Below are 13349 nucleotides of genomic sequence, written 5' to 3' on the forward strand. Positions count from 1 at the left end.
CACTTACCCATTGACTACACCTTTTGCACAAAACGCCTCCCCAGCAAACCTTGCGGTCTAACCAACAGCATAATAAACAATATTCCAAAAGCAAACGCATCTTTATAAGCAGAATAATCTGCCGGCACAAATGCTTCAACCAACCCAATTACCAAACCGCCTAACACCGCACCGGGAATACTGCCCAAACCACCCAGTACGATAACTGCTAAACCTTTTAGCCCATACCGAATGCCAAAGTACGGATCGGCAATACTCACGCTGGAACCTACTAAAGTACCAGCCACTCCTCCTAAAAAGCTGCTTAAAAAAAATGTGATAACAATAAAAAAATCCGTATTGATTCCTAGCAAATTGGCAGTGATTGGGTCTTCGGCTACGGCTTTCATTGCCTTGCCGAATTTTGTGTAGTTGATGCAGTAAGTGAGAATTGCCGTAATCGCTACAGAAACCGCAAAAATCACAATTTGAACTGTCCGAATGGCAATCGGTTTATCTGCTGTGCCAAAGTTAATTGCAACTGGTAAATTACCGTAAGTATTAGCTGGAAAATTGTAGCTTTCCGAACCTACTAAGTATTGGATCGCATTCACGATTACCAATGCCACCCCCAGACTGGAAACGACTGTCAGCAAGGGATCGGCACGCCTGCGCCGCAAAGGACGGAAGGCAATGCGTTCGATCGCAACCCCAACCAAACCGACAAGTACACTGCCTAAAATTAGGGCGATCGCGAAAGGAAGTTGCACCGACAAGGCAACATTGGCAAGCAATCCATTAAATCCAAATCTCTCTCCCATCAGCGCATAAGTGAAATAAGCGCCAAGGGTAAACAGCGCCCCGTGAGCGAAATTAATAATTCCTAAAATCGAGAATATCAAGGTGTATCCCAAGGCAAAAATAGCGTAAACGCTGCCGATGGATAAACCGTTTAAGAATTGTTGCAGAAACAAAGTAAAATCCATAATTTTGGTAATGTTTGATGGGTAATTGGTCATAGCCATTCCAATTACCGATGCTTAATAACTAATGACTTCGCTTCAGTCAGTTTACCTACTTCAAAAACGCAAACTTTCCGTTGTTCCCATCTTTATCTACCTTCAATTGGGCAACGTAAAAATCCTTTTGTATTACATCTCCTACTGGTGTAAAAGCAATTTCACCCAAGGGAGTATCGTACTTTCCTGCTAGGAGTTGTTTGTTGAGTTCTGTACGCAATTGAGGCAAAGGCATTGCCGTAACTTTGCTTTTTTGGTCTAGAGCTTTGAGGGCTTCCACATACACTTGAACTGCTGTGAAAGCTTGGGCGCTAAACTGCGGCGGTTCTTTTTTATATTGATTCACATAAGTAGTACGGAAAACTTTGTTAACCTCGTTTGGGTGTTCCGGACTGTAAGCTTGTGCGACTAAAACACCATCGCAGAGAGCTTTACAAACGGCAAAAATATTGGAAGTGTTGAAGCCATTTCCGCCAATGATGATACCTTTATAACCCAATTCTCGCAATTGCCTTACTAGGTTGCCGCCGTCTGCTGCCAAACCGGAAATGACGATCAAATCCGGTTTCGCGTTAATAGCGTTGGTGGCTTGGGTTTGAAAGTCGGTATCGGTTGTCTGAAACTTTTGTACTGTTACTAAATCGAGTTTTTGGTCTTTAACTGTTTGCTGAAAAGTTTCGGTTTCTGACTTGCTAAACGCATCATTTTGTGCATAAAACACAGCCACTTTCTCGATCTTGGGATTAATCTTGAGAGCGGCTTTGATTGAATTGGGAGCAACAATGGCAACAGGTGCAGAAACGCGAGCCACGTAATCTCCTATTTCGGGAACTCCTTTAGCTGTGTTGGATGCTCCGATGACTGGCACTTTAGCACGCTCTGCGATCGGATCGGCACTAAATGCTTGCTGGGAAAGAGTGGGGCCAACAATGCCGACGACTTGATTCTGGGTAATTAGGGTTTGAAAGGCGTTAATCGCTCCCGCTTCTTCTCCACCAGTATCCTGAACTACCAATCTAATCGGCGTGCCGTTGATGCCTCCTTTATCGTTAAAATATTTCTCGGCGATTTTGGCACCTTGGATGCCTTCTTGACCGAGTAAAGCGACGTTGCTGGTTTGCGCTAAAGCAATTCCGATGGGAATGCCGTTAGACGAAACAGCCGCTGCGGAAGGATTTGCTGTGGTTGTGGCATTTGGGCCAGAGTTAGTTTGATTGCAGGCGCTCAGCAGGGAAGCGAAGGCAAGCAACAAGGCAGAACCAAGGAAAGTAGGTTTTTTCATAGCCTGGTGAGAAATATCTTTCTGTTGGGAGATTTTACATATTACTCAATTAATGTACAGCTTTTGTACCTTCAATCGATCCGATCGCACCACTACGAACCAACAATTTAGAGCCGATTGCGAGTGAGTGAGGTACAACATCTGGAATATCGGGAAGATGGGGAAAAAAATTTGTTCTACTTCCTAATCTGCCTTCTTTCTTTTTTAATCCCACTGGAAGCTGTTCAAAGTAGCACGCAAGCTCCAACTATCTCCGACAGGATTGCGATATTCCAAAACCCCACTTCTCAAACCTTCCCGCAGATAGGGACTTGCTATTACAGGCCAATTTTGCAATACTCGCGGTTTACCGTTGATGCTGGCAACACCGATACCGCCGTTGGGTGCGTAGGTCATGACTAACTTATCGCCCTCCAAACCAGTGTAAGCGAGTTTGCCTTGTTTTTCCCATTCGCGATCGTCTACCACAACCCGATCTAATGCAGCAGTCAAACGTTTAAAATCTGGATAATCGGCAATTCTCGCCACATCGGTAATCCAAGCAGTTTTATTCCCACTTGCTACTAAAGCTTGATAATCCTTATTCCTTTCCGACACAGGCGCAAGCAAACTAATTTTATCACCCCAAGGACGAGCAAGCAACCAAGTTTCTTCAATCTGCCAAATATACCAATCTCTGTATCTTTGCGGTTGACCGTAGCGAATGGGAATAACTAAGTGAGAACGGGGTGGTACATTAGCTGCCAAATCTTGTTGATTGAGGATTAACTGATAAATTACCGCACTGCGTCCCTGGACATATTGATCTCCCGGACTGCGACCGGTTGCCATCAAGTTGTGATAAGTTCCGCCCAAACTAATTACGGCGTTGTTTTCTCCTTTCGGGTCCCGGATCGCTAACTTGTAAGTGGCATATTGAGCGTTGATGGTTCCCTTCACTTGATAAGAACGTTTTGGTTCTAAAAGAGTAGCGAGACTGTAATCTTTAGTAACGTAAAAAGTTTCCCAAAAGCGATTATCTTGATGGTAGCTGTAATAATCCGGATGAGAAGCTTTTGCTAAAAATGGTAGGGGTACTTCTTTTCTCGCCAACTGGCGCAAACTGGGGTCGGGACGATAGGAACTCAACCCCGCCAATAGCGCTAATCTTGCATTACCATTATTCATCTTTTCGACAACGATCGGTAATTGGTAATTCCTCCCCCGCTCCCCCGCTCCCTCGCTCCCCCGCTCTTCCCCGCCCCACCACATCCAAGCTACCGCACTCAAACCGCTGTCCCAAGTATTGCGATCGAATCCGCGACTTTCCGCACCGCCAGCAGTTCCCCAACTCAGACGTAAAGCCATATTAGCAGCATACCAATCTAAACCGACTTTTGCTAATTGTCGCAGTTCGGGAGTTCGACCAAAATCGTAAAGATTGAGCAAACCGCCGATACTATATCCGTAGTAAGTAGAAGAATGAAATTCGCCTTGTCCGATCGTCAAAAATTTGTTGAGTTCCGATCGCAACCATGCTTCAATAGTGCTAAAAGTCGCCGGATCGTTAACAGTCCAGCCGCTATTATCCATTAAAGCAAGTCCCGATAAGCGCTGCATAAACATATGGTTTTCCGTCCCAGTTTCCAGCCATTCTTTCATGCGAGGCGACTCTACCATACTGCGATAGGAAGCTTCTACATTGGCGGGCATTTTGTGGCGAAATAGGAAGAAGATGCGAATATCGAAAACGCTGCGAAAATGGTAAAGGTCGGGTCGTTCTCTTTCTAATTCCATCAGAATATCCCAAATGTGCTGGCGGTTGTATCTCTCTCCCAAACTGAGACGCGATAAGATAACTGGAAGCAGATATTTGTGGGGGTCGCCGATTTTTTCCCGTCGCCACCAAGCATTGAGTTTGTCTAAGTCAAGGGCTGCTAGTTTCTCGCGAATTGCTAAACTGCGAAGTTGAAAAGCTGCTTCTTGTGCATTATCCCAACGACGATCGCCTTCTTGTGCTACTTTGAGTGCAGTTTGTTTGACAGGCGGCTGTCTGACTTGAGAAGTAGCGATCGAACAGCCATAACCGATCGTGCTTGCTAGAATAGCGATCGCCAATATTTGCAGTTTCATCTTTTAAGATATTGAGTAATGACCTATAACCAATATCTAAATTATGATTGACCTTTACACTTTCACTACACCCAACGGACGCAAAGCTTCCATCATGTTAGAGGAAGTCGGTCTGACCTACAATGTCCACAAAATTGACATTACCAAAGGCGATCAATTTACACCTGAGTTCGTAGCAATCAATCCCAATAGCAAGATTCCTGCTATTGTCGATCGCGAAACGGATATCACCGTTTTTGAGTCGGGTGCAATTCTCATTTATCTAGCTGAAAAAACCGGAAAATTTTTACCCGCTGACCAAAAAGGTCGCTATCAAGTATTGCAGTGGCTGATGTTCCAAATGGGCGGCGTGGGGCCAATGTTCGGCCAGTTAAACCACTTCAAGAAGTTTGCACCGGAAAAAATAGCTTACGCGATCGAACGTTACGAAAAAGAAACTTTGCGCCTTTACGATGTTTTGGATAAACAACTTGCAGACAAAGAATATATCTGCGGGGATTACTCAATTGCCGATATTGCAACTTATCCTTGGGTCGCAATTTATGAGTTTCAGGGATTAACGCTAGATGATCGCCCAAATCTCAAACGTTGGGTGGAAACAGTGCAACAACGTCCCGCCGTAAAAAAAGGAATGGCTGTGCCGGCTTAGTAAACGTCAGCCATTAATCCAGCCCATACGTAGCTTACCAATGTAGCAATAATCGTAAGCAAACTTAAAAAATCCTTTTTTAAGTTTGCTTACGATTAAGCGATGTAGCGTTACAAAATTATGTTATTTTTTTCTAAGATATCTGTTTTTGTGTATGATTGAGCTTGATAACAAAAGGACAAGCTAAAATCGGTCAGGAACCTCAGCCTAAAGGCATGAGGCTTGAAAGAGAAATCTAACAAGCCATTCTGACCAGCCTAAGTCTTCATTGACTCCGTTTTGAGGGTCACGACACCGGAGAATGCGTAGCTAGTTCCTTGCTCTGTCATCTGCAATTAAACAGTCTTAAGGTCACTGAGATAGTGTTGCAGATATAACAAGCCCTCAAAACATTGGCGAAGCTAACATTACGAGCAATTAGTAGGAGCAAAACCATGCTCAAACAAAATTACGTTTTCGTTATCGACACCAACAAAAAGCCACTAACACCATGTCGCCCAATCACAGCACGTAAATTGCTCTCAGCCGGAAAAGCTGCCGTTTTCAGAATGTTTCCGTTCACGATTATCCTCAAGAAAGAGGTAGCCGAAACACCTAAGCCGCTCACCATCAAACTAGACCCCGGATCGAAAACAACGGGTATTGCTTTACTTCAAGAGAATCGAGCGATCTGGGGCGCAGATCTGACTCATCGCGGACAAACTATCAAAGCTTCCCTAGATTCCCGCAGAGCAATACGACGCTCTAGAAGAAGTCGCCATACTCGCTATCGGCAATCTAGATTTCTTAACCGCACTCGTAAAAAAGGTTGGTTAGCTCCGACGCTCCAGCATCGAGTAGAAACAACTATCACCTGGATTCACAAAATAATTCGATTCGCGCCAGTTAGCTCAATTGTTCAAGAGCTTGTCCGATTCGATTTACAGCAGATGGAAAATCCAGAAATATCGGGCGTTGAATATCAAAAAGGTGAGTTACTTGGCTATGAAATTCGCGAATATTTGTTAAACAAATGGGGTAGAAAATGTGTCTATTGCGATGTAGAAAAAGTACCATTGCAGATCGAACACATTCAACCCAGAGCCAAAGGAGGAACCGATCGCATCTCTAACCTTTGCCTTGCTTGCGAGAAATGCAATACCCAAAAAGGAACCCAAGACATTGTTAAATTTCTTGCTAAGAAACCAGAAAAATTGAAACAAATTTTAGCTCAAGCAAAACGCCCACTTAAAGATGCGGCGGCGGTTAATTCAACACGCTGGGCTTTGTTCTCTCGACTCCAGCAAACTGGCTTACAAGTTTTAACTGGTTCTGGTGGATTAACGAAGTTCAATAGAACTCGCTTCAATCTGCCTAAAGCTCACTGGCTAGACGCTGCTTGTGTCGGTCAAATAGAGTCGCTAGAAGTGATAACTGGTCAGCCGTTACTAATCAAGGCAACGGGTCACGGTACTCGTCAAATATGCCGTACTGACAAGTTTGGCTTTCCGTGCCGATACGTTCCTCGCAACAAATTCGTCAAAGGTTTCCAGACTGGCGATATCGTCAAGGCAGTCGTTACCTCTGGCAAGAAAATAGGGGTTTATGTGGGGCGCGTTGCCATTCGAGCGACTGGTTCTTTTAATATCTCTGCAACAGAAATGGTGCAAGGTGTTAGCCACAAATACTGTAAAACCATCCACAAAAAAGATGGTTACAGCTACTCTTTTCAAAACTTACTTGTAAAGCCGTCCTAAAAGGACGGGGTTTCTACCCATTATTCTGATGAAAAACCTCACTGTCGTTATTTTACTGGCTCTTGTCAGTTTATTAATTCCGGGTTGCTCTACTTCTGAGCAAAAAGCTCCACCCTCGCCACAAATACGCAAACAAGCAACACCTTCTCCCTCAGAAACGACCAGAGGGTCAGAACCAGATAATAAAGAATCGATCGGGGCTCCTGGTAGCACTACTGGGGGAGGAACGAGAATGAAAAAAGACGAAGAACAGAAAAAACAAGAGTAAGCGCAGTAAAATTGTGCGGGTAGTAAGTGGATTAAAAACGCAAGCAAGAGGTAAAACTACTTGTTGCGATCGATCGTCTGGGATATCACTGCTGCCACATCTGGTGGGATAGCAGTAAAGCGGATATAAAAACTCGTGTTGGTATCTGTCGATCGTTTTACCACTTTAGCATAAACATCTCCAAAAATATCACCTGTTTTGTTTGTTTCACCTAAAAAGTTAATTTTGATATTGCTTAAAATATCCGCTGGATGTTCCGCTACAACTTCAGCGCTATTTGCTGATAGCCTAATTATCCTAGCCTCGAACATAGTTCCAATAACGTGCTTGCCATCCAAAACAGTATATTGTATTAATATCGGTGACTTCATAGTCAATAATTCGCCTTCACTTTTAGGCAAAAAGAGGTTATATTTTCCAGAGATACCGCAGACATCATAAAGAGTAATTGGTTTTTGAATTCCCTTTGGTTCTACTTGCATTTGAGTGTTGAATTTGATGATGTCTCCTGCTTCTTTTAGAGTGAATTCGGAAATCAAAATTTGACCTCCAACCGTATAAGATTCGATCCGCCCAGTTAGATTGACATGATTACCTACTACACCATACTTGGCGCGTTTTTGCGAACCGATATTTCCCACAACCACTTCGCCTGTGTTAATACCGATGCCCATTTCTAGTTTGGGTATTCCCAAACGTTTTATGCGTTTATTAACTGCGTCCATAGCTAACTGCATAGCTATGGCACAGGCAACAGATCTTTGAGCGTCATCTTCTCTTTGATTTGGCGCACCAAAGATAACCAAAATAGCATCGCCAATGAACTCATCAATAGTTCCTTCAAAATGGGTAATTACATCTACCATTGCCTCCAAGTAGATGTTTAAAAAACCAACAACTTTTTCCGGTGGAAAGCGTTCGGATACAGATGAAAATCCTCTCAAGTCAGACATCAAAATAGTTACCTTCCGCCTTTCCCCTCCCAATTTCAGTCCTTCGGGAGTTTCTAGTATGCGTGCTACTACTTCATTTGTAAGATAGCGGGAAAATGTCTGACGAATATATGCTGCGCTTACAGCTAGATAAGCGACGATCAGAATTGCAGAAAATGTTAGAGCCATTGCTGATGGAACTAGGGGAACCCACCAACCAAATAGGAAGAGAAAATAAGAACCACCGATTAAAATTACGCCAGCAAGTAAAATACTAGCAGCTGTCCAAGGGAATAATTTTACATGATTTTTGCTGTGTCGCAATTTCCAACTCAAGATAGCACCAAGCGCCGACCAGCCGAATGTCCACAAATAAGCTATGGGTGCATTCCAAACTTTGATTAGGGGGCGCTTGTCTAATACCGAACTTAAAATTTGGCTGGTTAAATTGGCATGAATTTCTACTCCAGTAGTTGGCAGACGATTCTTGACTAGACCCGTGTAGGGAGTGTAAAATTCGTCTTTAAGACTAGCTGCGGTTGCGCCAATTAAAACGATGCGATCGCGCATCAAGTCTGGTGGTATTCTATCCTCTATAACATCGGTCATTGAAACAGTACGAAAACTTTTGGTAGGCCCGCGAAAGTTCAACAATACTTGGTAGCCGCCATCATCGGCTCGCACATAAGCGCCATTATTACCGTTAAAACGAGTAAATACGGTATCGCCTATTTTTATATAATTGTCTTTTGTAAAATCATAAGTAATCTTCTGTTTCTTGAGGTAAATTAAAGCCAATTTTAGCCCCAAAGTTTCTACTTTTTCACCATCTGAAGTGTAGAAAAACAGCAAGCCTCTCCGAATTCTGCCATCTTCATCTAATACCAAATCGGCAGCAGCTACTTGACCTCTTACTTTGAGTGCTGGCGGTGGAGCGACGGCAGAAGTTTTATCCTCCACTTTGTTGCCATCAATAGCAATAAAATTGGGTTTTTTTTCAATGCCTATCAAGTTTGGCGTCGTCTCGAATATTTTTACTAATTCTTGATGACCGGGATTGACTACCAAATCTCGATATAAGTCTAGACCGATCGCTCTCGGCTGCTGTTTCTTGATTTTCTGGAGCAACTTAGCAAGGACAGCATCGGGAGCGGGCCACTGTCCTACTTTTTGGATATCGAGTTCATTAATACCAACAATGACAATGCGCGAGTCGGTAGGCTCCAAAGGACGCCAACGAAAAAATTGATTCAGCGCCGTCCATTCCAAAGGTTGCAGCCATCCTAAAAAATGCAAAAACAGGACAAAACCTGTAACGCTAGGCGCTGTAATTAATACTGCACGCCATTCCCAAATTTGCTGTTTGACGCCTTTCCATTCGATCATTGGTATCTCTATCTAAATAAATAAGTTGTTGTAAAAGAGTCAGCGGTATAAGCATCCTTCTCAAGTAAGTAGTAAAAACTGAAGTCGTCAGATTTTACTTGGATAACGCAACTCATCCAAAGCGATCGCTTTGGGCGATCGTTAAGTAACTTTTACTATACTTATTGCATTCCTTGCCATCTTCTCATCTGTCTTAGCGCTTAATTTTCCGATCCATTCTCTATACTCCAGGTATTAGCCCAAACCCAAAATCCGCAGAAAGCAGAAGCCGATCGCGTGTGCGACGCCATCTGTGTTGACTTTTATTTTAAGTGCTTGAACACTTACATCGAAAAATGAATTACAATAACGTTACGAGCTTACTAGCTTGAATTAGGAGATTGGCTGTATTTACAAATATCCAATTCTATATCAATTTCATAAAAGCATTCACTGCATCATATTGGTCTGCCATTCGCGAATAAAACTCTAGCGATCGCAAATCCAATTCCGGCAAAAGTTCGCTCTTACTCACCAACTCATATCCCGTTTCGCGCAAACAATAAACCGAAATTACACCATCCTCCCAAAACCAAACTTCGCGCACTCCCACTCGACGATAAATTTCGAGGATATCAATTCCCCCACTCGTTACTATCACTTCAATTGCCAAATCTGGAACTGACTTGCGCGTACCCAAACAATAAGACTCATCGGGTTCTTTCCTTGCGCCCAATTCCTTCATTCCGATCGTAGTACTCCCCCGCGCATAAAAACGAATGTTTTTCATCCGCATATAAATCTCTAACAACTGACTTAAAGTGTTTTTAGGTTCTTCATGCGCCTCAGATAAGGGAGGCATAATTTCCAAACAACCATCCAAATAAGTTAAATGTGCGTCTGTACCTACCAAATCTACATCTAACTTTTCCAGAGTCTCCCATGTGACGTTTGAGAGGAAGACTCCACTTGTAACCGATCCCGCTTTAGAAGTGGCGATAACCATCTGAGTCACCTTTTGCGATCGCTTTTCTATCATACACGACTGCAAAGAGTAGGAGCCATTTGGACGAGATAGACAGTTAAGGATGTCATTGTCTCACTTGACTTGCAAGTTTGAAGGGTTTAACCGAATTCATTAAAGATTTCTCGATCGTAATGTTATCGTCAAACTGGGCTATAATTATTATTTAAGATCGAGCTCGTTCAAAATTATGTAAAACAGTAGAAAGCGTTGATGATCTCATCGATTCAAATGCAAGCTGTCATAGAAGTACCTTATTATGAGGGTGACTTTCTTTGCCCTTGGGAAACTCCAGAATTTATACCCTTTTCAAAGATCCGTTTATGTGCAGAAATGGGCTATCCTCAAATTGGGTTAGTCTTTGCACAACTGGCTCAATACAACCGAATAGAACTAACAGCGGACAGACAAACTGTTTTGAGGCAAATCCTGAAAGCGAAGAGTTTAGTTTTACCAGGTGGAATACAGGTTGTCTGCCAGAAGCGGGGTACTATTTCCCCAAGCTGTTGTTGTGGACTTGAAAGCTGGCGCGAATGGATAGATGTATTGAAAACAGGTACGTCGCCTTGGTTGGGACACGATCCGAGTCCGTGGATTGAGATAACGGGTGATGTAGTTCGTGTTTGGTCAGATGGTGGCATAATGCAAGTCAACGATGCCTTTTACATTGATATTTCACGTACTCACTTTGAGGAATTACTGAGACTTGTAAAAAGAGATCTTGAGGGGTTTCTGTTTTGTATTGAAAGTTGGGCGCGAGAAATCGGATTTGTAGAGTCTAAGGAATTAGTTCATAAATTTGATGAGTGCTTTAGTATTATGAAAAATAAAGATTTTAGAGGTCAGTTGCTATAGAAATGGCTTGATAGATAGTGTACTTTTCATTCATGCAAATCATCACTTATAAAAAATGGATATTTTACGCTGAAACCCGGTTTATTAAAAAAACCGGGTTTATTGCCAATTCAAAACAAACCCGGTTTCTCACCCTAACGGCAAAACTTTTCCACACAACCGACAAATATTTCCACTCCCATCGCCAATGCTGTTTCATCAAAATCAAAGCGGGGATGATGATGCGGATAAGCTAAATTCAGATTGGGATTGGCAGAACCTAAAAAGAAATAACAACCCGGTACTGCTTGCAGAAAGAATGACATATCTTCCGCACCCATTGTTTGACAATTTGGCACCACACCCAAAGGTGTTTCTACTACCTCTAAGGCGACCGATCGCACTAACTCAGCCATTCGAGGATCGTTAATCGTAGCTGGATATTGCCGCCAATAACCAAAATCGTACTTCGCACCGTGACTTTGGCAAACTCCGGCAATAATTTGTTCGATTCGTTTTGGTAAAAACTCTCCCAAAGTTGGGTTAAAATATCGTACCGTACCACCTATTCTCGCCGTATCTGCTATCACGTTAATTGCAGTTCCGGCATGAAATTCTCCCACTGTTACTACCGCCGACTCGATCGGATCGACATTGCGCGATACGATCGTCTGCAACGCATTCACGATTTGGCTGGCGACAACGATCGAATCGATCGTCTGATGCGGTATCGCACCATGTCCGCCTTTACCCATAATCGTACATCGAAAACCTTCCGTCGCCGCCATCAACGCGCCACTGCGAACGCCCACCGTACCGACAGCTAACTGGTTCCACAAGTGAAGGCCAATTATAGCATTAACATCTGGATTTGTCAATACTCCCGCTTCGATCATCGGTTTTGCGCCCCCCGGCCCTTCTTCTGCGGGTTGGAAGATAATTTTTACAGTACCGGCGAAGTCATCGCGATGTTGAGAAAGATAATAAGCTGTTCCCAGTGCGATCGCCGTATGTCCGTCGTGACCGCAGGCGTGCATGACCCCATCGTGCTGGGATTTGTAGGGTACATCGTTCTCTTCCTGAATTGGCAAAGCATCCATATCTGCCCGAATTGCCAGCACCGGCCCGGGTTGACGCCCCGCAATTGTCGCCACAATACCTGTTTGGGCGACTCCAGTTTGGCGATCGATTCCCCATTCCTGTAGCTTCTTAGCAACAAATTCAGAAGTCAACTTCTCCCGGAAACCGAGTTCGGGGCGTTGATGGAGGTTTCTGCGCCATTCTACAAGGCTATTTTGCAATCCGCGAATTTCTAACCGGATGCGGGATAAGTCTACGGAAGGAGAACTCAGGTAAGTGGAAATCATTGTTCGAGCTTGACAGGTGCGATCGCTTCAAGGATACTAGATTTTTGCGCTCAAATTATTCTTTCCTCAACTAATTAAAATTGCAACCGCACAAACTCTCGTCTGCGTAGGCGGGCGAGAGTTTGTCTAGCCACAGACTTTAGTCTGTCGGCGCTGTTGGCACACTTCTCCCCAATATCTGCCACAATTTCGCTCCTCCAAACACCCCGAAAGCTGCCAACAAAACAACTGTAAAAATCGGTAAAATTATCCCCAAAACTGACAAAATAATCGAAGTTGCCAACTCAACTGTTGCCAACAATGGATTGGCAACTCCCCCAGTCGTTCCCGTTGAAACAAAGCGGGTAATATTTGTTAACACTTCCACAATTCCCGCCGAACCACCGCCTGCGATTATCGCAACAGTCCATTGTAGCAACGGATCTACATGAGAAAAGAAAGAGGCGGTGATAGTAGTGCCAGTGGCGATCGCAATCGGTGTAGCCAGCAAATCCAATACGTGATCTACCCAGGGAATATAATATCCCAAAACTTCGATTCCAGTGGCGATCGCAAACGCTGTCAGCGCCTCATAAGTGCCAATCCACTCAAAGCCTGGGGATAGGGTCAAATGCCCGGAAAGTGCGGCCATACTCATCACCAAAGGCGGTACAAATACGCGAAATCCGCACGCTGCACTCAAACTAATGCCAATGCAAATTCCTAACAAAATATCCATACGCTTTTTTACCTTTACCCCCTATTCTTAACCTTGCCTAATTGCCAGGTCGCTCTACATCCAA

Annotated in this window: 11 protein-coding genes; 4 read left to right on the top strand and 7 right to left on the bottom strand. The window is 43.7% G+C overall.

Annotated features, from left to right (window positions below):
* Positions 1-14: 14 nt before the first annotated feature.
* From ACE1CD_RS18160 to ACE1CD_RS18170, 3 genes are all read right to left on the bottom strand, one after another.
* On the bottom strand, positions 15-1004 hold the full coding sequence (locus tag ACE1CD_RS18160) for a branched-chain amino acid ABC transporter permease (protein WP_374825915.1): 990 nt from the start codon (positions 1002-1004) through the stop codon (positions 15-17).
* 49 nt (positions 1005-1053) lie between these two features.
* The gene (locus ACE1CD_RS18165; RefSeq protein WP_374825917.1) at positions 1054-2280 is read right to left on the bottom strand and encodes an ABC transporter substrate-binding protein; all 1227 of its coding nucleotides are present in this window, start codon (positions 2278-2280) and stop codon (positions 1054-1056) included.
* 204 nt (positions 2281-2484) lie between these two features.
* Complete coding sequence (locus tag ACE1CD_RS18170) at positions 2485-4392, bottom strand: hypothetical protein (RefSeq protein WP_374825919.1); 1908 nt, start codon at positions 4390-4392, stop codon at positions 2485-2487.
* A 43-nt stretch (positions 4393-4435) separates the two neighbouring features.
* Here ACE1CD_RS18170 and ACE1CD_RS18175 point away from each other — a divergent pair, with 43 nt between their 5' ends.
* The 3 genes from ACE1CD_RS18175 to ACE1CD_RS18185 all read left to right on the top strand — a co-directional run bounded on the left by ACE1CD_RS18175 (position 4436) and on the right by ACE1CD_RS18185 (position 7045).
* The gene (locus ACE1CD_RS18175) at positions 4436-5041 is read left to right on the top strand and encodes a glutathione binding-like protein (protein WP_374825921.1); all 606 of its coding nucleotides are present in this window, start codon (positions 4436-4438) and stop codon (positions 5039-5041) included.
* Positions 5042-5475: 434 nt separating this feature from the next.
* Positions 5476-6777 carry an RNA-guided endonuclease IscB gene (iscB, locus tag ACE1CD_RS18180; RefSeq protein WP_374796149.1) on the top strand — a complete coding sequence of 434 codons (1302 nt, stop codon included), beginning with the start codon at positions 5476-5478 and terminating at the stop codon, positions 6775-6777.
* Between the two features lie 28 nt (positions 6778-6805).
* Entirely contained in the window at positions 6806-7045 is a 240-nt protein-coding gene (locus ACE1CD_RS18185; protein WP_374825923.1) for a hypothetical protein, read from the top strand.
* A 56-nt stretch (positions 7046-7101) separates the two neighbouring features.
* Here the strand turns inward: ACE1CD_RS18185 and ACE1CD_RS18190 are convergent, their stop codons facing one another.
* Positions 7102-9363 (bottom strand): CHASE2 domain-containing protein, encoded by a 2262-nt coding sequence (locus ACE1CD_RS18190; RefSeq protein WP_374825925.1) that lies wholly within the window; start codon positions 9361-9363, stop codon positions 7102-7104.
* Positions 9364-9769: 406 nt separating this feature from the next.
* Positions 9770-10381, bottom strand: coding sequence for a Uma2 family endonuclease (locus ACE1CD_RS18195; protein ID WP_374825927.1), 612 nt, complete (start codon positions 10379-10381; stop codon positions 9770-9772).
* Positions 10382-10576: 195 nt separating this feature from the next.
* On the opposite strand from ACE1CD_RS18195, the gene ACE1CD_RS18200 reads away from it, so the two are divergent.
* Entirely contained in the window at positions 10577-11221 is a 645-nt protein-coding gene (locus tag ACE1CD_RS18200) for a hypothetical protein (protein WP_374825929.1), read from the top strand.
* A 134-nt stretch (positions 11222-11355) separates the two neighbouring features.
* Here the strand turns inward: ACE1CD_RS18200 and ACE1CD_RS18205 are convergent, their stop codons facing one another.
* Positions 11356-12567: a M20 family metallopeptidase gene (locus ACE1CD_RS18205; RefSeq protein ID WP_374825931.1), complete on the bottom strand. Its 1212-nt coding sequence runs from the start codon at positions 12565-12567 to the stop codon at positions 11356-11358.
* A gap of 139 nt (positions 12568-12706) precedes the next feature.
* Positions 12707-13285, bottom strand: a complete 579-nt coding sequence (locus ACE1CD_RS18210) for a DUF4126 domain-containing protein (RefSeq protein WP_374796155.1) — start codon at positions 13283-13285, stop codon at positions 12707-12709.
* Between the last annotated feature and the right edge of the window lie 64 nt (positions 13286-13349).

The organism is Aerosakkonema sp. BLCC-F183 (assembly GCF_041929145.1).
In the GTDB taxonomy this organism is placed as follows: domain Bacteria; phylum Cyanobacteriota; class Cyanobacteriia; order Cyanobacteriales; family Aerosakkonemataceae; genus Aerosakkonema.